This window comes from Kitasatospora sp. NPDC034035 (assembly GCF_055575755.1).
The window spans coordinates 144,763-164,330 of sequence record NZ_JBVISA010000008.1; the positions used below are offsets into that span (position 1 = coordinate 144,763).

Annotated in this window: 19 protein-coding genes and 1 pseudogene; 6 read left to right on the plus strand and 14 right to left on the minus strand. The window is 73.4% G+C overall.

Features of this window, described 5'->3' with window-relative positions:
• Positions 1-42 precede the first annotated feature (42 nt).
• From ACZ52J_RS13890 to ACZ52J_RS13920, 7 genes are all read right to left on the minus strand, one after another.
• The gene (locus ACZ52J_RS13890) at positions 43-1,362 is read right to left on the minus strand and encodes a sulfate adenylyltransferase subunit 1 (protein WP_465618516.1); all 1,320 of its coding nucleotides are present in this window, start codon (positions 1,360-1,362) and stop codon (positions 43-45) included.
• Positions 1,362-2,300, minus strand: a complete 939-nt coding sequence (cysD, locus tag ACZ52J_RS13895; protein ID WP_465618518.1) for a sulfate adenylyltransferase subunit CysD — start codon at positions 2,298-2,300, stop codon at positions 1,362-1,364. Before cysD ends, ACZ52J_RS13890 begins: the two co-directional genes overlap by 1 nt.
• Positions 2,297-2,878, minus strand: a complete 582-nt coding sequence (gene cysC, locus ACZ52J_RS13900) for an adenylyl-sulfate kinase (protein ID WP_465618785.1) — start codon at positions 2,876-2,878, stop codon at positions 2,297-2,299. Before cysC ends, cysD begins: the two co-directional genes overlap by 4 nt.
• A gap of 78 nt (positions 2,879-2,956) precedes the next feature.
• Positions 2,957-3,658 carry a phosphoadenylyl-sulfate reductase gene (locus tag ACZ52J_RS13905; protein ID WP_465618520.1) on the minus strand — a complete coding sequence of 234 codons (702 nt, stop codon included), beginning with the start codon at positions 3,656-3,658 and terminating at the stop codon, positions 2,957-2,959.
• The gene (locus ACZ52J_RS13910; RefSeq protein ID WP_360499220.1) at positions 3,639-3,821 is read right to left on the minus strand and encodes an eL43 family ribosomal protein; all 183 of its coding nucleotides are present in this window, start codon (positions 3,819-3,821) and stop codon (positions 3,639-3,641) included. The genes ACZ52J_RS13905 and ACZ52J_RS13910 overlap by 20 nt, the downstream gene beginning before the upstream one ends.
• Entirely contained in the window at positions 3,818-5,542 is a 1,725-nt protein-coding gene (locus ACZ52J_RS13915) for a nitrite/sulfite reductase (RefSeq protein WP_465618522.1), read from the minus strand. The genes ACZ52J_RS13910 and ACZ52J_RS13915 overlap by 4 nt, the downstream gene beginning before the upstream one ends.
• A 198-nt stretch (positions 5,543-5,740) precedes the next feature.
• Positions 5,741-5,824 (minus strand): putative leader peptide, encoded by an 84-nt coding sequence (locus ACZ52J_RS13920; protein WP_310593185.1) that lies wholly within the window; start codon positions 5,822-5,824, stop codon positions 5,741-5,743.
• Positions 5,825-6,001: 177 nt separating this feature from the next.
• Here ACZ52J_RS13920 and ACZ52J_RS13925 point away from each other — a divergent pair, with 177 nt between their 5' ends.
• Positions 6,002-7,351 carry a YihY/virulence factor BrkB family protein gene (locus tag ACZ52J_RS13925; protein WP_465618524.1) on the plus strand — a complete coding sequence of 450 codons (1,350 nt, stop codon included), beginning with the start codon at positions 6,002-6,004 and terminating at the stop codon, positions 7,349-7,351.
• A 122-nt stretch (positions 7,352-7,473) separates the two neighbouring features.
• On the opposite strand, the gene ACZ52J_RS13930 is transcribed toward ACZ52J_RS13925, so the two are convergent.
• Positions 7,474-8,973 carry an FtsW/RodA/SpoVE family cell cycle protein gene (locus ACZ52J_RS13930; protein WP_465618526.1) on the minus strand — a complete coding sequence of 500 codons (1,500 nt, stop codon included), beginning with the start codon at positions 8,971-8,973 and terminating at the stop codon, positions 7,474-7,476.
• 243 nt (positions 8,974-9,216) lie between these two features.
• Between ACZ52J_RS13930 and ACZ52J_RS13935 the strand changes: the two genes are divergently transcribed.
• Both ACZ52J_RS13935 and rsgA read left to right on the plus strand, forming a co-directional pair.
• Positions 9,217-10,290: a cytochrome c oxidase assembly protein gene (locus ACZ52J_RS13935; protein ID WP_465618528.1), complete on the plus strand. Its 1,074-nt coding sequence runs from the start codon at positions 9,217-9,219 to the stop codon at positions 10,288-10,290.
• 359 nt (positions 10,291-10,649) lie between these two features.
• Positions 10,650-11,768, plus strand: coding sequence for a ribosome small subunit-dependent GTPase A (rsgA, locus tag ACZ52J_RS13940; protein ID WP_465618787.1), 1,119 nt, complete (start codon positions 10,650-10,652; stop codon positions 11,766-11,768).
• Between the two features lie 83 nt (positions 11,769-11,851).
• Here rsgA and ACZ52J_RS13945 read toward each other — a convergent pair whose 3' ends face one another.
• Complete coding sequence (locus ACZ52J_RS13945) at positions 11,852-12,346, minus strand: ASCH domain-containing protein (protein ID WP_465618530.1); 495 nt, start codon at positions 12,344-12,346, stop codon at positions 11,852-11,854.
• 108 nt (positions 12,347-12,454) lie between these two features.
• Here ACZ52J_RS13945 and ACZ52J_RS13950 point away from each other — a divergent pair, with 108 nt between their 5' ends.
• Positions 12,455-14,023 carry a DNA-3-methyladenine glycosylase 2 family protein gene (locus ACZ52J_RS13950; RefSeq protein ID WP_465618532.1) on the plus strand — a complete coding sequence of 523 codons (1,569 nt, stop codon included), beginning with the start codon at positions 12,455-12,457 and terminating at the stop codon, positions 14,021-14,023.
• Positions 14,020-14,604, plus strand: coding sequence for a methylated-DNA--[protein]-cysteine S-methyltransferase (locus ACZ52J_RS13955; protein ID WP_465618534.1), 585 nt, complete (start codon positions 14,020-14,022; stop codon positions 14,602-14,604). Before ACZ52J_RS13950 ends, ACZ52J_RS13955 begins: the two co-directional genes overlap by 4 nt.
• Positions 14,605-14,673: 69 nt before the next feature.
• On the opposite strand, the gene ACZ52J_RS13960 is transcribed toward ACZ52J_RS13955, so the two are convergent.
• Together ACZ52J_RS13960 and ACZ52J_RS13965 are read right to left on the minus strand one after the other, a co-directional pair.
• Positions 14,674-15,234, minus strand: a complete 561-nt coding sequence (locus ACZ52J_RS13960) for a GNAT family N-acetyltransferase (RefSeq protein WP_465618536.1) — start codon at positions 15,232-15,234, stop codon at positions 14,674-14,676.
• Between the two features lie 157 nt (positions 15,235-15,391).
• Positions 15,392-15,901, minus strand: a complete 510-nt coding sequence (locus ACZ52J_RS13965; RefSeq protein WP_465618538.1) for a MarR family winged helix-turn-helix transcriptional regulator — start codon at positions 15,899-15,901, stop codon at positions 15,392-15,394.
• A gap of 144 nt (positions 15,902-16,045) precedes the next feature.
• Between ACZ52J_RS13965 and ACZ52J_RS13970 the strand changes: the two genes are divergently transcribed.
• Positions 16,046-17,740, plus strand: coding sequence for an MFS transporter (locus ACZ52J_RS13970; protein ID WP_465618540.1), 1,695 nt, complete (start codon positions 16,046-16,048; stop codon positions 17,738-17,740).
• Here ACZ52J_RS13970 and ACZ52J_RS13975 read toward each other — a convergent pair.
• The 3 genes and pseudogenes from ACZ52J_RS13975 to ACZ52J_RS13985 all read right to left on the minus strand — a co-directional run.
• Positions 17,698-18,108, minus strand: a pseudogene (locus tag ACZ52J_RS13975) (SMI1/KNR4 family protein); the annotation flags it as partial. The gene ACZ52J_RS13970 and the pseudogene ACZ52J_RS13975 overlap by 43 nt on opposite strands.
• Positions 18,095-18,811 carry an aminoacyl-tRNA hydrolase gene (pth, locus tag ACZ52J_RS13980; protein WP_465618542.1) on the minus strand — a complete coding sequence of 239 codons (717 nt, stop codon included), beginning with the start codon at positions 18,809-18,811 and terminating at the stop codon, positions 18,095-18,097. The gene pth and the pseudogene ACZ52J_RS13975, both read right to left, overlap by 14 nt.
• 119 nt (positions 18,812-18,930) lie before the next feature.
• On the minus strand, positions 18,931-19,560 hold the full coding sequence (locus ACZ52J_RS13985) for a DUF305 domain-containing protein (RefSeq protein ID WP_360499406.1): 630 nt from the start codon (positions 19,558-19,560) through the stop codon (positions 18,931-18,933).
• Positions 19,561-19,568 lie beyond the last annotated feature (8 nt).

The following is a 19,568-nucleotide window of genomic DNA, read 5'->3' on the forward strand; positions in this document are numbered from 1 at the left end:
GGCCGCCTTCCTTGTCCATGCCCGAGAACGCCTCGCTGGGCATCAGACCCAGTCCTCCTCGTCGGGTACGTCGGTGGTGCGTACGGTCTCGAAGGCCTCGCCCACCATGCCGGCGGTGAGGGTGGTGCCGTCGGCCGGGTCGATCAGCAGGAACGAGCCGGTGCGACGGTTGTCCGAGTAGCTGTCCAGGGCCAGCGGCTCGGCGGTGCGCAGCTTCACGTGGCCGATGTCGTTGACGTTCAACCCCTCGTCGCCGGAGCGCTGTTCGAGGGTGTCGATGTCGATCCGGTAGGAGATCTCCTTGACGAGCGCGCGCACGGTGCGGGTGGTGTGCTTGAGCAGCACCTTGTCCCCGGCGCGCAGCGGGCGCTCGTTGAGGTGGCTGACGGTGGCCTCGATGTCCTTGGTGGGGACGGCCGTTGCCCCGGCCGCGATGAGGTCGCCGCGGGAGATGTCGAGGTCGTCGGCGAGCCGGACGGTGACGGACTGCGGGGCCCAGGCGATGTCCGTCCGGCGGCCGAGCGCGTCGATCCCGGCGACGGTGCTGGTGAGGCCCGACGGCAGGACGGTGACCGGGTCGCCGACGCGCAGCACGCCGGAGGCCAGCTGGCCGGCGTAGCCGCGGTAGTCGGGGTGTTCCTCGGTCTGCGGGCGGATCACGTACTGGACGGGGAAGCGGGCCGGTTCGGCGCTCGGGTCGCTGCCGACCGGCACCGTCTCCAGGTGTTCGAGCAGGGTCGGGCCGCCGTACCAGTCCATGTGCGCGGAGGGCTCGACGACGTTGTCCCCGGCGAGGGCGGAGATCGGGACGGCGAGCACGTCGCCCACGCCGAGCGAGGCGGCGTAGGCGGTGAACTCGGCGGCGATGGCGGCGAACACGGGCTCGGCGTAGTCGACGAGGTCCATCTTGTTGACGGCGAGCACGACGTGCGGCACCCGCAGCAGCGCGGCGACGGCGGCGTGCCGGCGGGTCTGCTCGACCACGCCGTTGCGGGCGTCGACCAGGACGACGGCGAGTTCGGCGGTGGAGGCGCCGGTCACCATGTTGCGGGTGTACTGCACGTGCCCGGGGGTGTCGGCGAGGATGAACCGCCGCCGGGGGGTGGCGAAGTAGCGGTAGGCGACGTCGATGGTGATGCCCTGCTCGCGCTCGGCGCGCAGGCCGTCGGTGAGCAGCGCGAGGTCGGGCGCCTCCTGGCCGCGGTTGCGGGAGGCGTGCTCGACTGCCTCCAGCTGGTCGGCGAGCACCGACTTGGAGTCGTGCAGCAGGCGGCCGACCAGGGTGGACTTGCCGTCGTCGACGGAGCCGGCGGTGGCGAAGCGCAGCAGGGAGGTGGCGGTGTTCTCGATGGTCGTGCTCATTAGAAGTACCCCTCGCGCTTGCGGTCTTCCATCGCGGCCTCGGACAGCTTGTCGTCGGCGCGGGTGGCGCCGCGCTCGGTGAGGCGGCTGGCGGCGATCTCGGCGATCACGGCCTGGATGGTGGTGGCGTCGGAGTCGACGGCGCCGGTGCAGGACATGTCGCCGACGGTGCGGTAGCGGATCAGCCGCCGCTGGACGGGCTCGCTGTCCTTGGGGCCGCCCCACTCGCCGGCGGTCAGCCACATGCCGCCGCGCGAGAAGACGTCCCGCTCGTGCGCGTAGTAGATCTCCGGGAGCTCGATGCCCTCGCGCTCGATGTACTGCCAGACGTCCAGCTCGGTCCAGTTGGACAGCGGGAAGACCCGCACGTGCTCGCCGACGGCGTGCCGCCCGTTGTAGAGCGACCACAGTTCGGGGCGCTGGCGGCGCGGGTCCCAGGCGCCGAACTCGTCGCGCAGCGAGAAGACGCGCTCCTTGGCGCGGGCCTTCTCCTCGTCGCGGCGGCCGCCGCCGAAGACCGCGTCGAAGCGGCCCTTCTCGATGGCGTCCAGCAGCGGCACGGTCTGCAGCGGGTTGCGGGTGCCGTCCGGGCGCTCGCGCAGCCGGCCGTCGTCGATGAAGTCCTGGACGTGGGCGACGTGCAGGCGCAGGTTGTGCTCCGCGACGACGCGGTCGCGGTAGGCGATGACCTCGGGGAAGTTGTGCCCGGTGTCGACGTGCAGGAGGGAGAAGGGCACCGGCGCGGGCGCGAAGGCCTTGAGCGCCAGGTGCAGCATGAGGATGGAGTCCTTGCCGCCGGAGAAGAGGATCACCGGGCGCTCGAACTCCCCCGCGACCTCGCGGAAGATGTGCACCGACTCGGCCTCCAGCGCGTCCAGGTGGGACAGCGCGAACGGGTTGTCGTCGGTGTAGACCGGGCTGTCGGTCGCGGTGGTCATGCCAGACCCCTCTCGGTCAGGAAGGCGTGCAGTTCGGCGGCGGAGTCGGCCACCGCGCGGCCCTGTGTCTGGATCCGCAGTTCCGGGTCCTGCGGCGCCTCGTACGGGTCGTCCACGCCGGTGAGACCGGAGATCTCGCCGGCCGCCTGCTTGGCGTACAGGCCCTTGACGTCGCGCTCGGCGCACAGCTCGACCGGGGTCGCGACGTGGATCTCCAGGAACTCGGTGCCGGCCGCGGCGTGCCGCTCGCGCACGGCGGTGCGGGAGTCGGCGAACGGGGCGATCACCGGGGCGAGCACCTTGACGCCGTTGGCGGCGAGCTTCTCGGCGACGAAGCCGATCCGGGTGACGTTGGTGTGCCGGTCCTCGCGGGAGAAGCCGAGGCCCTTGGAGAGGAACTCGCGGATCTCGTCGCCGTCCAGGACCTCGACCCGGTGGCCCTCGGCGCGCAGCCGCTCGGCCAGCGCGAAGGCCAGCGTGGTCTTGCCGGCGCTCGGCAGCCCGGTCAGCCACACGGTGGCGCCGCGCTCGCAGGGGCCGGCCGTGCGGGCCGCCTCTGCGGCTCCATCGGCGGCCAGGGTGTGAGCTGTCACGGGGTCTTCCTCACTCGGTAGTCGACGGTACGTGTGTGTCCGGCGGGCTCGCCTGGCGGTGCGTCAGAGGTGGATGCCGCACTCGGTCTTGCCGGAGCCGGACCAGCGGCCGGCCCGGGCGTCCTCGCCCTCCGCGGGCTTGCGGGTGCAGGACAGCGGGGAGCAGCCGATCGAGGTGTAGCCCTCCCACAGCAGCGGGTTGAGCAGCACGCCGTTGGCGGCGACGTAGGCGTCCACGTCCTCCTGCGTCCACCGGGCGATCGGGGCGATCTTGACCTTGCGGCGCTTGGGGTCCCAGGAGACCACCGGGGTGTTCGCCCGGGTCGGCGACTCGTCGCGGCGCAGCCCGGTGGCCCAGGCGTCGTACCCGCCGAGGCCGCGGTTCAGCGGCTCGACCTTGCGCAGCGAGCAGCACAGGTCCGGGTCGCGGTCGTGCAGGTTCGGCCCGTACTCGGCGTCCTGCTCGGCCACGGTCTTCAGCGGGGTGAGCGTGATGACGTTGACCGGCATGGTCGCGGCCACCGCGTCACGGGTGCCGATGGTCTCCGGGAAGTGGTAGCCGGTGTCCAGGAACACCACGTCCACGCCGGGGAGCACCGAGGAGGCGAGGTGGGCGACGACCGCGTCCTCCATCGAGGAGGTGACGCAGAACCGCTTGCCGAAGGTGTCGGCGGCCCACCGCAGGATCTCCTGCGGGGCCGCCTCCTCCAGCTCGCGGCCGGCCCGGACGGCTGCCGCCTCGTGGTCAGTCGCGGTGCTGCTCATGGGACGTACCCCCGTGGTCGGTCGGTGACAGCAGGCCGAGGAACTTCAACTGGAAGGCCCGGCGGCACCCGTGGCATTCCCAGGCGCCGTGTCCGGCCTCGGAGGGGCGCAGGTCCTCTTCCCCGCAGTACGGGCAGAAGAACGGTGCTGCTCGCTCACTCATGACAGCTGCTCCTCGGTCGCCCGGGTCGCCCACTGGGCGAAGCGCTCGCCCTCGGTGCGGTCGGCCTGGTAGCGGGTCAGCAGGCGCTCGACGTAGTCGGGCAGGCCGGCGCTGGTGACCTTGAGGCCGCGGACCTTGCGGCCGAAGCCGGCCTCCAGGCCGAGCGCGCCGCCGAGGTGCACCTGGTAGCCCTCGACCTGCTCGCCGTTGTCGTCGGTGACCAGCTGGCCCTTGAGGCCGATGTCGGCGACCTGGATGCGGGCGCAGGCGTTCGGGCAGCCGTTGATGTTGATGGTCAGCGGCTCGGTGAACTCCGGCAGGCGCTGCTCCAGTTCGTCGATGAGCGTGCGGCCGCGCTCCTTGGTCTCGACGATGGCGAGCTTGCAGTACTCGATGCCGGTGCAGGCCATGGTGCCGCGGCGGAACGGCGACGGGGCGACGCGCAGGTCGAGCGCCTCCAGGCCGGCCACCACCGACTCGACGTGCTCCTCGGCGATGTCGAGGATCAGCATCTTCTGCTCGGCGGTGGTGCGCACCCGGTCGCTGCCGTGGGCGGCTGCGAGGTCGGCGATCTCGCCGAGCAGCTTGCCGTGGACCCGGCCGACGCGCGGCGCGAAGCCGATGTAGAACCGGCCGTCCTTCTGCCGGTGGACGCCGACGTGGTCGCGCCAGCGGGCGGCGGGCTCGGCGGGCGCGGGGCCGTCGACCAGCCGGTACTTGAGGTACTCGTCCTCCAGTACCTGGCGGAACTTCTCCACGCCCCAGTCGGCGACCAGGAACTTCAGCCGGGCGCGGTTGCGCAGACGGCGGTAGCCGTAGTCGCGGAAGATGCCGATGACGCCGCCGTAGACGTCCGCGACCTCGTCCAGCGGGACCCAGGCACCCAGCCGCACGCCCAGGCGCGGGTTGGTGGACAGGCCGCCGCCGACCCACAGGTCGAAGCCGGGCCCGTGCTCGGGGTGGACCACGCCGACGAAGGAGACGTCGTTGATCTCGTGCGCGACGTCCAGCAGCGGGGAGCCGGAGACCGCGCTCTTGAACTTGCGCGGCAGGTTGGAGAAGTCCGGGTTGCCGATGAAGCGGCGCTGGATCTCGTCGATGGCGGGGGTGCCGTCGATGATCTCGTCCTCGGCGACGCCGGCCACCGGGGAGCCGAGGATGACGCGCGGGGTGTCGCCGCAGGCCTCGGTGGTGGACAGGCCGACGGCCTCCAGCTTCTGCCAGATCGCGGGGACGTCCTCGATCCGGATCCAGTGGTACTGGATGTTCTGCCGGTCGGTCAGGTCGGCGGTGCCGCGCGCGTACTGCTCGGAGACCTCGGCGACCGCCCGCAGCTGGGGGACGGTCAGCCGGCCGCCGTCGATGCGGACCCGGAGCATGAAGTACTCGGCGTCCAGCTCGTGCGGGTCGAGGATCGCGGTCTTGCCGCCGTCGATGCCCTCCTTGCGCTGGGTGTAGAGCCCCCACCAGCGCATCCGGCCGCGCAGGTCGGCGGGGTCGATCGAGTCGAAGCCGCGGTGCGCGTAGATCGTCTCAATACGTGTCCGCACATTGAGACCGTCGTCGTCCTTCTTGAACTGCTCGTTGGCGTTCAGAGGAGTGTGGTGGCCCATGCCCCACTGGCCCTCGCCGCGGTGGCGGGTCACCTTGCGGGCCGCGGCGGGGCGGCGCGCGGCGGGGCTGTCGGCCGTGGGCTCGACGGTCTCGGGGGAGGTGGCCATGGTGAAGTCCTTCGGGGCAGATGGCGCTGGTGCCAGGCGGGTCGCGGAGCGTGCTCAGCCGTGCGGTGCTGCTCTGACCTGCGGGTTTCTCAGGGCCTGGAGGGCAGTGACCGAGACCGGGCGGGCGCCTGCACATCCGCTGCGACGGGGATGGCGGGAACGGGTGGCGCCGGGTGCGGTGGTGCGGCGGGGGTGGGCTCAGGTCACCGGACAGATGGCGCTGGACACGCGAAGGAGATCGACGTGGAGTCGACCTACCAGGGTGGTTCCGGCGCTAGGCATGGCAAGAGATTCGCACGGCGCGGGACTCGCGGTCCACTAACATCCGCATACTGGACGCTGATGTTTCGTCATGTGGGACGGTCGGGAGTTCCCGCCGCTCCCGGCCCGGGTGCCCGGCCACACGCTTCCACCCCGGGGAGATCAACCGCGGGGCCACGGCCCGATACGGTTGGCCCTGTGCAAGCAGCAGGCGATACGAGCGGAACGAACCCCGAGCGGGCCTCCCGGCGCCGGGGCAAGGGCTCCCGGCGCGCGGCCAAACAGGCCACCTGGCGCCACACGGCGTGGGAGCTGGTCAAGGACACCACCAACACCTGCGTGGAGTACCGGGTCACCGGCCTCGCCGCGGAGGCGGCCTTCTTCACCCTGCTGTCGATCCCACCGCTGCTGCTCGGCCTGGCCGGCACCCTCGGCTACCTCGACGAGTTCCTCGGCGCGGGCACCATCGACCGGCTCAAGCACGACATCGTCTCGGCCTCCGGGACGGTCCTGTCGGACTCCTCCGTCAGGGAGGTCGTCGTCCCGCTGCTGAACCAGGTGTTCGACCACACCCGGCCCGACCTCGTCTCCATCGGCTTCCTGCTGTCGCTGTGGTCCGGCTCCCGGGCGCTCTACATCTTCATCGACACCATCACCGTCATGTACGGGCTCGACGGCAAGCGCGGCATCGTCAAGACCCGGCTGATGTCGCTCGGCCTCTACCTCGGCGCCCTGGTGATCGGCTCGCTGGTGCTGCCGCTGCTGATGGCCGGGCCCGGACTGGTGGAGAACGCCGTGCCGGGCATCGCCGGACTCGTCGGCGCCGCGTACTGGCCGGTCGCGATCGTGCTGCTGATCGTCTCGCTGACCACCCTCTACCACCTGGCCGTCCCGGTCTCGACCCCGTGGCGCGAGGACATCCCCGGCGCCCTCGTCGCCCTGGTGGTGCTGGTCTTCTGCAGCGTCGGCCTGCGGCTCTACCTGGTCAGCTCGGTCGAGGGCCCCTCGGTGTACGGCTCGCTGGCGGCACCGGTGGCCGTCCTGCTGTGGATCTTCGTGGTGGCCCTCGCGGTCCTCATCGGCGCCGCCATGAACGCCGCGATAGACCGGCGCTGGCCCACCCTGGAGACCGCCGACGCCCGCGCCGAGAACGAACGGGCCCACGAGGAGGCGGCCGCCGCCGTGGTCCGCGAGGTCGCCGCCCGGCGAGCCGTCGAACGGGCCCGGCGCGCCCGCGAACTCGGGCTCGCCGAGGGCGCCGAGGAGGAGTGGGGCGAGGACGACGGCGAGGACGTCGACGTGCCCTCCGAGTACCCGGAGCGGTGGGCCGACGTGCTGGCCGCCGACAACGTGCGCGGCCGGCTCACCGCCCGCGGCGGGCCGCACCACCGGCCCACCCCGCCGCCCCCGGACAGCGACCGGCCGTCCGGGCCCCTGCCGGGCGGGCCTGCGGGCGGGCCTCCGGCCGCAGGCCCGGGCGGTCCTCCCGGGCAGGAGCTGCCGGGGTACCCGCCGCGGCCGCCCCGGCCGCCGTGGGAGCAGCGGTAGGCAGGGGCGTGCGGTGCCAACGGACAGGGCCTCTCCCGCGGGTGCGGGGGAGGCCCTGTGCCGTGTCCGGCGGTCCCTGTGGTCGTGCGGTCACGTGGTCGGAAGGTCCGCCGGTCGGGCGGTCAGGTGGTGGCGGGGTTCGGGGGGTAGCCGTACTGCGGCGCCGCCGGGGTCGGCGTCGGGCTGGTGGGCGTCGGGCCGGCCGCCGCCGGGGCGGCCCGGACCGGGAACGGCTCGGTGGTGGGCTGGGCCGGCTCCAGCGCGGTGCGCCCGGAGGAGTCGCTCAGCTTGATCAGCAGCGCGACCATCAGCCAGTTCGCCAGCAGCGACGAACCGCCGGCCGCCAGGAACGGCAGCGCCTTGCCGGTCAGCGGGACCAGCCCGCTCACCCCGCCGACGACCACGAAGATCTGCAGCGCCAGGGCCGCCGACAGGCCGGTGGCCAGCAGCTTGCCGAACGGGTCGGTCAGGCCGATCGCGGTGCGCAGACCCCGCTGGATCAGCAGCACGTAGACCAGCAGCAAGGCCGTCACCCCGGCCAGGCCCAGCTCCTCGCCGATGGTGGTGAAGATGAAGTCGCTGCGCCCGGCGAAGCCGATCAGCCAGGGCCGCCCCGAGCCCAGGCCCGTCCCGGTCAGGTGCCCGGTGCCCAGGCTGAACAGCGCCTCGGCGGGCTGCTCGGAGATCGCCTTGTCGTGCACCGGCTTGTAGTAGTCGAGCGGGTGCAGCCACGCCTCGACGCGGCCGTGCACGTGCGGCTCCACGGTGCCGACCACCGCCGCGCCGCCGACCGCCATCAGCAGGCCGAGCACCACCCAGCTGGTGCGCTCGGTCGCCACGTACAGCATCACGATGAAGACGCCGAAGAAGATCAGCGAGGTGCCCAGGTCCCGTTCGAAGATCAGCACCAGCAGGCTGACCACCCAGATCGCCAGCACCGGCCCGGCGTGCCGGCCGCGCGGCAGGGTCATCCCCCAGACCTTGCGGCCGGCCAGCGCGAGCGCGTCCCGGGAGGCCATCAGGTAGCCCGCGAAGAAGATCGTGATCGCGACCTTCACGAACTCGTCCGGCTCGAAGGAGAGCCCGAACAGCCGGATCCAGCGCTTGGCGCCGAAGCTGTCGCTGGGCGAGGCCACCGGAGCGGCCAGCAGGATCAGCGCGCCCGCCATCAGCAGGTAGACGTAGCGCTGGAAGAAGCGGTGGTGCTTGACCAGCACGATCAGCGCGATCGCCGCCGCCACCGAGATGAACACCCACATCAGCTGGGCGGGCGCGGCCGGGAGCTTCTGGTAGTCGCCCTTGGCGCTGTGCGCGGCCTTGTAGCTGATGTCCAGCCGGTCCAGCAGCACCAGTCCGAAGCCGGTCAGGAAGACACCCAGCGGCAGGATCAGCGGGTCCGCGTACGGTGCGAACCGGCGCACCGCCAGATGCGCCGCCCCGGCGAGCGCGCCCAGCGACAGGCCGTGCACCAGCAGTCCGGGCGGCATCTTGCCGGTCAGCGCCAGATCGGCTTCGATGTGTCCCGCCAGACAGACGGCCACCGCGAGCGCCAGCAGGCCCAGCTCGATGTTGCGGTGGCGCGCGGCCAGCCGGCGGCCCTCGCCGCGTGCAGTGCTGTGCACCTCGTGTCGTCCCCTTGTCACCCACGTGGCGGGTATCGCCGACGGGCATCCTGCCAGACGTCCGGGTCGTCGCCGCGGTTGCGGAGCGACGGGGCCCGGGGGCAGAACTTTGCCTGGGCAAAGCTTTGTTCGGGCCGGGTAAAGCTTTGTTCAGGACCGGGTATAGAGGTGGGCCCCGCGCGCGGCGGGCCGCCGGCGCGGCGACATCATGGCCGGGCGTCGCGGCGTCCGCCGCGGGGCCCGATGGCGATGGTGTGCACGGCTGCCGCCGCCTCGGCGGCGGCGGGTGCGAGCGAGGTGGGCGGACGGATGAACGGCGCGGTGGACGGCGCGGTCTCCGTACTCGCCTACCACGGACCGCCCGCGTGGCAGTGGTCCGACCTGGCCACCTCCTGGACGGCCGAACCGCTGGTGCTCACCCTCTCGGTGCTGCTCGGCGCCTGGTACCTCGCCGCGGTGCGCACCGTCCACCGGTCCGGCGGCGAGCGGTGGAAGCCCACCCGCACCGCCGCTTTCCTCGGCGGACTGCTCCTGTGGATCTGGTGCACCTGCTCCGGCCTCGGCGTGTACGACCGGATCCTCTTCACCGACCGGGCCGTGCAGGTCGTCCTGCTGCTGATGGTCGTCCCGCTGCTGCTCGCGCTCGGCGCGCCCGTCTCGCTGCTGGTCGAGGCCGCGCCGCCGGCCCGCCGGGAGCGGATCCTGCGGGCGCTGCGCAGCCGCCCGTCCAAGGTGCTGATGTTCCCGGCCGTCTCCACCGCGCTGCTGATGGCACCGCCGTGGCTGCTCTACTTCACGCCCTGGTACGAGGAGTCGGTCTCCAGCGCGTTCGGGAACGTGCTGCTGCACCTGGCGCTGGTGCTGCTCGGCCTCGCCTACTTCTGGCCGCGGCTGCAGATCGACCCGGTCGGGCACGAGTACCCGCACCTGGTCGGGCTGTTCATCACCTTCGCCGAGGTGATCTTCGACGCGGGGCTCGGGATCGTGCTGATCTACGGCGGCCACCTGGTCGCCGAGCACTACTACGTGGCGCTCGGGCGGCCGTGGGGGCCGAGCCTGGCGCAGGACCAGACCTGGGGCGGCAACGCGTTCTGGGTGCTGGGGGACCTGGTCGGACTGCCGTTCCTGGCCGCGCTGGTGCGACGGATGGTCGTGCAGGGGCGGGAGGAGATCCGGGCCGTGGACGCCGAGCTGGACGCGCGCTTCGAGGCGGCGGCCGAGGAGGCGCGGGCCGAGGGGCGGCCGGAGGAGGAGGAGACGGGGATGCGGCCGTGGTGGCTGGACGACCCGAACCTCAAGCACCGGTACGGGGGATAGCGCCGGTACGGGGGGATGGCGCCGGTACGGGGACAGTCGCGGTACGGGGGCTTCCTGGCCTCTGTGGGGCGTATTTCCGCAGGTCAAAAATGGGTTGGCGCAGCCAGGGCGCTTCGCTAGCGTGTGACGTGTCCGGTTCGGAGGCCGTTGGGCCGCCCGAGGAGTAGAGAGCAGGAGGTGAACCCCGTGGTCGTTGTCGCCCCGATAGCTGCCCAGGGCAGTACTCGCGTTCACCTCCTTTTCCCGGCCGCCGGCTGAGCCCTTTCGCGCCAGCCGTAGCCCGCCGGGACCATTGCTCCCGAAGGGCCACTGCGTTGACCAACGCTGCCTCCGTTCCGTCGTTCTCTCCTTCTCTTTCTCTGTCTTCTTTCTCCTCCGCCGAGGTCGGCACCGCTCCCTCCGAGGCCGGCTCCGCGCTGGCCGGCTACGGCTGGACGCCCGAGCTCGCGGAGCTGTTCACCCCGCTCGGCGAGGCCGGGCTGCTCCCGGCCCGGATCGTCCGGGTCGACCGCGGCCAGTGCGACGCCGTGATCGCCGACCCGGAGACGGGCGAGCCGCGCACCGTCCGCTTCGACACCCGGCCGGTCGGCGACGCCGACATGATCAACTGCCCGTGCACGGGCGACTGGGCGGCCGTGGACCTCCACGCCCAGCCGATGGCCGCCGTCGTCGCGCTGCTGCCGCGCTCCACCGCGATCATCCGCAAGGTGGCCGGCAAGCGCTCCGACGGTCAGGTGCTGGCGGCCAACGTCGACACCGTCCTGATCGCCTCCTCCCTCGCCACCGATCCCGACCTCGGGCGGATCGAGCGCTTCCTCGCCCTGGCCTGGGAGTCCGGCGCCGAACCACTCGTCGCCCTCACCAAGGCCGACCTGGTGGACGACGCCGACTTCATCCGGGCCGACGTCGAGGCGATCGCGCCAGGGGTCACGGTGGTCGTCGTGAGCGCCGAGACCGGCGAAGGCATGGACGTGCTGCGCGCCTGTACCCCCGGCACCACCGCGGTGATCGGCCAGTCCGGCGTCGGCAAGTCCACGCTCACCAACGCGCTGGCCGGCGCCGTGGTGATGACCGTCCAGGAGGCCCGTGAGGTCGACCAGAAGGGCCGCCACACCACGACCACCCGCGAGCTGATCCCGCTGTCCGGCGGGGGCGTCCTGATCGACACTCCCGGGCTGCGCGAGGTCGGCCTCTACGGTGGCGAGGGCGTGGACCTGGCTTTCGCCGACATCGCCGAGCTGGCCGAGGAGTGCCGCTTCCACGACTGCGGCCACCACACCGAGCCGGGCTGCGCGGTGCAGGCGGCGCTGGCCGACGGGACCCTGCCGCAGCGCCGGATGGAGAGCTACCTCAAGCTCCAGCGCGAGAACGAGTGGATCGCCTCGCGCTCGGACGCCCGGGTGGCCAAGGCCCGGCTGCAGAAGTGGAAGACGATCACCAAGTCGATGCGTGCCGTGGGAGGTCCGGTGAAGCGCTGACCCGTCGGAGCCGGCCGACCGCCGTCAATCGGCCGCTGTCGCGCTGCGGCGACGGTGGCCGGCCTCCGCCCGGCCCACCCGGCTCAGCGGAGGTCGGCCACCAGCCGGAAGCGCTGGAGGAGCACGGGGGTGGTGTCGTCCACGGTGAAGTCCGGGTCATCGAGGGCGGCGAGCATCTCCGGGCTCCGCCAGAACCCCTCGTGCACGGCGCGCCAGTCAGCCACGCTGGCGTACCCCTCGCCCTCGTCCAGGGCGTGCCGCAGGTCGACCTCGGAGAGCGGGACCACACGGACGTCCGTGGTCTCGATCACCGCGACCCGGCGGCCGTCCGAGTCGAGGACGGCGCCCCGCTCGCCGGGCTGCGGCAGGGGCTCGCCCTCGTGCTCGTAGCCGGCGACCAGCCCGGTGGTGCTGGTCTTGGCGCCGCTGAGGACGGCCGCGACCAGCTGGTCGCGCAGCGGGCCGGGGAACGCGAACTCCTCCGGGGGCAGGGCGACCACGCGCGGGTCGTCCGGGCCGGCGTAGGGGTGGCCGGTGTAGGGCCGGCCGGTGGGCCGGGCGCCTGGCTGCTCGCTCATGCGGCGAGCGTAGCCGCGGGCCGGCCGGAACGGCCGTGAATTTCGGGCCGGGCCGGGCCTGGGCGGGGGAGGGGTGGGGCGGGGGAGGGGGAGGGCCCCCGAACGGCGATGTCCGATTCCCGCCAGTCACCCCCCGCCCGATCCCGCAGACTGGACAACGTGATCGACGACGACATCCGGTACCGAGCCGTGGACAGCCGCGACGCCCGCTTCGACGGCGTCTTCTTTACGGCCGTCACCTCCACCGGCATCTACTGCCGACCAAGCTGCCCCGCCGTGACCCCCAAGCGGGTCAACTGCGTCTTCTACCCCAGCGCCGCGGCCGCCCAGGGCGCAGGCTTCCGTGCCTGCCGCCGCTGCCGCCCCGACTCGGTGCCGGGATCCCCCGAGTGGAACCACCGCGCCGACCTGGTCGGCCGCGCGATGCGACTGATCGGCGACGGCGTGGTGGACCGCGAGGGCGTCGCGGGTCTGGCCGGCCGCCTCGGTTACAGCTCCCGCCAGCTGCAGCGTCAGCTCACCGCCGAGCTCGGCGCGGGCCCGATCGCGCTGGCCCGCGCCCGTCGCGCCCAGACCGCCCGCCTCCTCCTGCAGACCACCGAGCTGTCCGTCACCGACATCGCGTTCGCGGCCGGCTTCGCCTCCGTCCGCCAGTTCAACGACACCGTGCGCGAGGTCTACGACCGTACGCCCAGCGGCCTGCGCGCCGAGGTCGCCGCCGGTCGCCGCACCGCGACCCCGGCCGGCGGCCTGACCCTGCGCCTCGCCTACCGCGGCGCGCTGGACAGCGACCACCTGATCGACTTCCTCGCCCTGCGCGCCATCCCCGGTGTGGAGGAGGTCGTCCCCGGCGCGCGCCCGGGCGTCCGGACCTACCGGCGCACCCTCGGGCTCCCGTACGGCCACGGCATCGCCGAGGTCGACGGCCTGGCGCCGGACGAGCCGCGCACCCGAGGCTGGCTGGACTGCCGGCTCTTCCTCGCCGACCTGCGCGACCTGCCGACCGCCGTCCAACGGCTGCGCATCCTCTTCGACCTGGACGCCGACCCGCTCGCGGTCGACGAGCAGCTCGGCGCCGACCCGGTGCTCGGTCCGCTGGTCCGCGAGCGCCCCGGACTGCGCTCGCCCGGCCACGTGGACCCGCACGAACTCGCCGTCCGCGCCGTCCTCGGCCAGCAGGTCAGCGTCGGCGCGGCCCGTACCCTGGCGGGCCGGCTCGCCGAGAAGTACGGCACCGCACTGCCCGAGCCCAGCGGCGGCCTGCGGCTGCTCTTCCCGACCGCGGCGGTCCTGGCCACGGCAGAGGCGGAGGACTTCGCGATGCCCGCTGCCCGCCGCCGCGCGCTCACCGGCCTGTGCGCGGCCCTGGCGGAGGGCGTGGTGAGCCTCGACAGCGGGGTCGACCGGGAGGAGGCCGCGACCCGGCTGCTGGCCCTGCCCGGCATCGGCCCCTGGACGGTCGGCTACCTGCGGATGCGGGCCCTCGCCGACCCCGATGTCTTCCTCCCGAGCGACGTGGGAGTCAAGCACGGCCTCGTCCGGCTCGGCGTCCCCGGCGACCCGAAGTCCGCCGCCCGCGCGGCCGAGGCCTGGGCCCCGTGGCGCTCCTACGCGGTCCACCGGCTGTGGGCCGGCCCCGCGACCACCAGCACCGGAACGGAGAACGAACGAGCATGAGCACCACCGTCCCCACTGCCACCGTCCCCACTGCCACCGTCCACACGAGCACCGCCCACACCGGCACCGCCCACACCGGCACCGTCTACACCACCATGGAGAGCCCCTTCGGCCGGCTGCTGCTCAGCGGTGTCCTGCCCGAGGACGGCGGGCCGGCCGCGCTGGCCACCGTCACGGCGCCGGGCCAGAAGTACGCGCTGGCCGAACCCGCCGACGACTGGGTCCTCGACCCGGAGGCGCTCGCCGAGCCGGTCGCCCAGCTGACCGCCTACTTCGCCGGCGAGCGCACCGGCTTCGACCTGCCGCTCGCGCCGGTCGGCACCGAGTTCCGCCGCCGGATCTGGGCCGCGCTGGACGAGATCCCGTACGGCACGACCGTCACCTACGGCGAACTCGCCGAGCTGGCCGGGCAGGAGCCGCGGATGGTCCGCGCGGTCGGCGGCGCGGTGGGCGCCAACCCGCTGCTGATCGTGCGCCCCTGCCACCGGGTGCTCGGCGCCAACGGCTCGCTCACCGGCTTCGCGGCGGGCGTGGACCGCAAGCGCCTGCTGCTGGAGCTGGAGAGCGGCACCCTGTTCTGACCGCCGGCCCGATCGGTCCGGACCGATCGCTCCGGACCGATCACTCCGGACCGATCACTCCTGAGGTGATCACTCCGAACTGCGCAGGTCCACCCGCCAGTTGTGGCTGCGCATGAACCGCCCGGGCGGGAACTCGAACTCCGTCTCGCCGAGCAGCGTGAACCCGGCCTTCGCGCAGACCGCGTTGGAGGCGGGGTTGTCCACCGACGGGAAGGCGTGCAGGTACCGGTGGGCCGCCTCGCGGCGGGCGGCCGCGACCGCGGCGCGGGTGGCGGCGACGGCGATGCCCCGGCCCTGGAAGCCGGGCAGCACGTTCCAGCCCATCTCGTGGACGGTCTCGCCCTCCCAGGTCCGGGTGCCGTAGCCGACCGTGCCAACCGACTCGCCGTCGACTGCCCCGCCGTCGACTGTCCCGTCCCCGACCGCCGCGTCCTCGGGCAGCAGCACGATCCGGTACATGCAGCCGAGGCCGGACGGGACGAAGTCCAGGTAGCGGCCGTGCCGGACGAGCAGCTGCTCCTCGGTCTCCGGGCCGCCGACGTGCGTCTTCATCTCCGGTGTGTTGACCCGGCGCAGCAGCGCGAGGTCGGCGTCCGTCCAGGGCTCGATGTGTACCCGTGCTGTGGTCATGCCGGCGACGGTAGCGGCAGGACCGGGCCGTCGACCAACGGGTTTGTCCACCGGTCGGCACCGGCGGCACCGGCGGCACCGGCGGCACCGGCGGCACCGGCGGCACCGGCGGCACCGGCGGCACCGGCCGGGACGGGGCGAGCCGGTCGACGCCGGTTCAGCCCTGTTCGGTGCCGGTCCCCGGCTGTTGCGCGAGGGCCCGGGCGAGCTGCTCCAGGGCGGGCAGGGCGTTGACGACCGCCGCGCGGTCGGCGGGTTCGAGGGCGCCGAGCGCGGTGGCGATGCGGCGCTCGTGCGCCTGCTGCCAGTCGTCGAGCTGGCGCCGTCCGGCCGGGGTGAGGGCGATCCGGGCGGTGCGGCGGTCGCCGGGGTCGGCCTGGCGGTCCACGAAGCCGGCTTCGAGCAGCTTGCCGACCAGTCCGCTGACGGTGTTGGGGGCGAGCCGCTGACGGGCGGCCAGTTCGCCGACCCGCAGTGGTGCGGCGGCGAGGGTCTGGAGGAGTTCGACCTGCGCCATCGGCAGGGACTCCCACGGGTAGTCGGTGCGGATGCTGCTGCGCAGTGCGCGGCGCAGCCGGGTCACGGTGTCGGTCAGTTGCCGGGCGTGCTCGACCGCCGGGTCGGGGCTTGTGATGGCGGGGTCGGGAACGTGTGGTGACGACGGCATGGCGGACAGCGTATCTCCTGGTACGGGGCGTGCCGGGGGCGCGGTCCGTCCCTCGGGCGCGGTGTGGACGCCCCGCGAGACGCTTCGTATCGCAGGACGACCTGCTCGTAGAAAGAACATGTCTGCATCCGATATATTCGTCCCATGAACGCCACCGCCCTTGCCGCCCGACTGCTCACCGAGCGGCCCCGGCCCCGCGGCATCGCCGGGTGGCGCCACGCCCACTGGCTGGCTGTCGGCACGGTCTGCCTCGGCGCCTTCCTCGGCCAGCTCGACGCCAGCGTCATCGCCCTGGTCTTCCCCGCCATCGGCCACCACTTCGACGCGGGCTTCGCCGCCGTCGAATGGGTCGCCCTCGCCTACCTGCTCGTCCTGGTCGCCCTGCTGGCCCCGATCGGCCGACTGTCCGACCTGGCCGGCCGCAAGACGATGTACATCGGCGGCTTCGCCGTCTTCGGCCTCTCCTCGCTCGGCGCCGGATTCGCCGGCAGCCTCTGGATCCTGGTCGGCTGCCGGGCCGTCCAGGCCGTCGGCGCCGCGATGATGCAGGCCAACAGCGTCGCGCTGGTCGCCCGCGGCGTCCCGGAGCACGCGATGCGGCGCGCGCTCGGCATCCAGGCCTCCGCCCAGGGCCTCGGGCTGGCGCTGGGGCCCAGCCTCGGCGGCCTGCTGGTCGAACACGCCTCGTGGCGCTGGGTGTTCTGGGTCAACGTGCCGATCGCCGTGTTCGGCATCCTGGCCGGCTGGTACCTGCTGCCCCGCACCCGGACGGACGGCGTGGGCCCCGTTCCCAACCCCCGGACGCGCCCCACGGCCCGTCCGCACCGCGACGACGCCCGCTTCGACCTGCCCGGCATGCTGCTGCTCACCGGCGCGACCACGTCGCTGCTGCTCGCCCTGTCCACCGCCTCCGGCCTTCCGCTGCCCGGCTGGGTCGTCGCCGTCCTGCTGCTCGCCGCCGCCGTGCTCACGGTGGCGCTGGTGCGCCAGGAGCGGCGGGCCGCCCGGCCGATCCTGGCACCCGGCCTGGTCAACACCCCGGGCGTGCGGTCCGGCCTGGTGGTCGCGCTGATCGGCTACCTGCTGCTGTTCTGCCCGCTCGTGCTGGGCCCCGTGCTGCTCACCGGCGCGGGTGTGTCGACGGCCGGCGCTGGCCTGCTGGTCACCCTGCTGCCCGCCGCGTTCGCCTTCGCCGCGACGGTCGGCGGCGGGCTGCTGCCCCGGGACTGGTCGGATGCGACCAGGTGCCGCTTCGGCGCAGCCGTGGCGGCGGGCGGGCTGCTGCTGTTCGCCCTGCTGCCGGCCTCGACCGTGTCGGCGGCCCCGCTGCTGGTCGCCGGGTACGGGCTGGGCCTGCTGCTGCCGGCCAACAACGCGCTGGTGATGCGGGCGATCCCTGCGGAGTGTTCGGCGGTCGGCGGCGGCATGGTGAACATGGCGCGCAGCCTCGGTACGGCGCTCGGCATGGCACTGTCCGTCCTCGGCGTCCACCTGGCAGGCGCGGCGTCCGGTGGGCGGACGGTGCTCCTCCTCCTCGCGGCGGTCGCGGCCGCGGCCGCACTCCTCACCCGGCCGGCCCGCGGTCCGCTCCGCAGACATCGGGCCGTGCCCGGTCCCGGGGCTCCCGGGGCTCCCGGGGCTCCCGGGGCTCCCGGGGCGTTCGAGGCACCCGCGGTGCCCGGGGTGCCCGGGGTGCCCGGTGATCCTCATTCGAAGTCGTCGGCTGCGGTGAGGCCTTCGAGGAACGAGCGGAAGTCCGGCGCGAGCGGCAGCTCCCGGCCGAGGTCCGCCTCGAACCAGGTGACGGACGGTTCCCGGTCCCGGCCGCGCTCCCGGTAGTCCAGCCCGATCCAGCACGGTCCCTCACCCGAGAGCAGGACCACCGGGGAGGGCAGGCCCCACTCCGTGACCAGGTACGGGCTGTCGAGCAGGGACAGCGCTCCCGCGCGCCGGCCGATGCCCATCAGCCAGTCGAACGGGACGTGGTCGGCGCTCCACGAGGTCGGCCGACTGGTGGGGAAGGCGTTCCGGTCCTCCGCGACCCCGCCGCCGTCGCGGTGGTGCAGCAGGTCGAGCAGGGCGGCCGGAAGCGTGACGCCGAGCAGCCGCTGGGCCTCCGCGACCGCTTCGGCGGTCAGGGCCGACTGCGCGTCGTCCTCGGCCCCGGCGTCCCACAGGGAACACCGGAAGTCGTCACCGCGCGCCATGGTCGGTCTCCGTGCCACGGCCCGCTTCCGCGCCGTGACCGGTCTCAGGGACGGGGCGGGCGTTCAGGGCGTCCTGGGCCCGGTTCAGGCCGCGCCGCACCAGGGTCTCCAGGGCGTCCGCGCAACGGTCCAACTCGCCGGGCATGGCCGTGAGTTCGTCGTCCGAGAACTTCTTCAGCACGAAGTCGCCGACGCTCTGCCCCTTCGGCGGCCGGCCGATGCCGAACCGCAGTCGGACGAAGTCGCGGGTGCCGAGCACCTCGCCCACCGAGCGCACCCCGTTGTGGCCGCCGGGCCCGCCGCCGCGCTTGAGCCTGGCGGAGCCGAACGCGAAGTCCAGGTCGTCCTGCACGACCACCAGCTGCTCCACCGGCACGCCGTAGCGGCGCAGCAGCGCGGCCACCGGGCGGCCGGACAGGTTGATGAACCACAGCGGCTTGGCGAGCAGCACCGGCCGGCCGTCGACCGCGATCTCCGCGACCAGGGTGGCGATGCCGTGCCACCGGAACCGGGCGCCGTGCCGCTCGGCCAGCCGGTCGACGGCCAGGAAGCCCGCGTTGTGCCGGGTCTGCCGGAACCACGGTCCGGGGTTGCCCAGTCCGGCGATCAGCCAGGGTGCGCGGGGTGCGCGGGGTGCGCCGGGTGCGTCGGGTGCGTCGGGTGCGCCGGGTGCGGCAGGTGCTTCGGGTGCGTCGGGGGTCATGCGAGGTCTCCGCAGGGGGTAGGAACGGCGGACGGCCGGGGCGCGGCGGGGACGGTGCGGGACCGTCGGCTGCGCCCCGGCCGTCCGGGGAACGAGAGCGGTGGGAGTGGTGAGCCGGTTCAGGACGCGGGCACGCCGGGGGCGGCGCCGCGCTCCGTGAGCATGTCGGTCATCAGCTGCAGCTCCGAGGTCTGGGCGATCACCATCGACTGCGCGAGCCGCTTCTCGGTGTCGTTCCTGGCCAGGTCCACGTAACCCTGGGCCATCTCGACGCCGCCCTTGTGGTGCTCGATCATCAGCTGCAGGTAGAACACCTCGGCGTCCCGCCCGCTGAGCGAACGCAGCTTCGCGATCTGGGTGTTGGTGGCCATGCCGGGCATCAGCGAACCGTCGTGCGCCTGGTAGTCGTGGCCCATCTGCATCCACGCCATCGGCTTGGCGCCCGAGTGCTGTGTCAGCCCCCACTGGTCCAGCCAGCCCATCATCATGCCGCGCTGGTTGGCCTGGGTGTTGATGATGTCGAAGGCGAGGGTGCGGGTCGGCTCGTCGCTCGTGCGGTCCCGGACGACGAACGACAGGTCCACCGCCTGCTGGTGGTGGGTCGCCATGTCGCGGGCGAACCCGGCCTCGGGCGAGTCGTCCGCGGGGACCGACAGCGCGGTGCCGGAGGCGGAGGTCCCGCTTGCCACCAGGGCCGGCACCCCGAGCGCCAGCGCCACGGCGGCGGCCAGCGCGGCCGGCCACCACATGCGCCGAC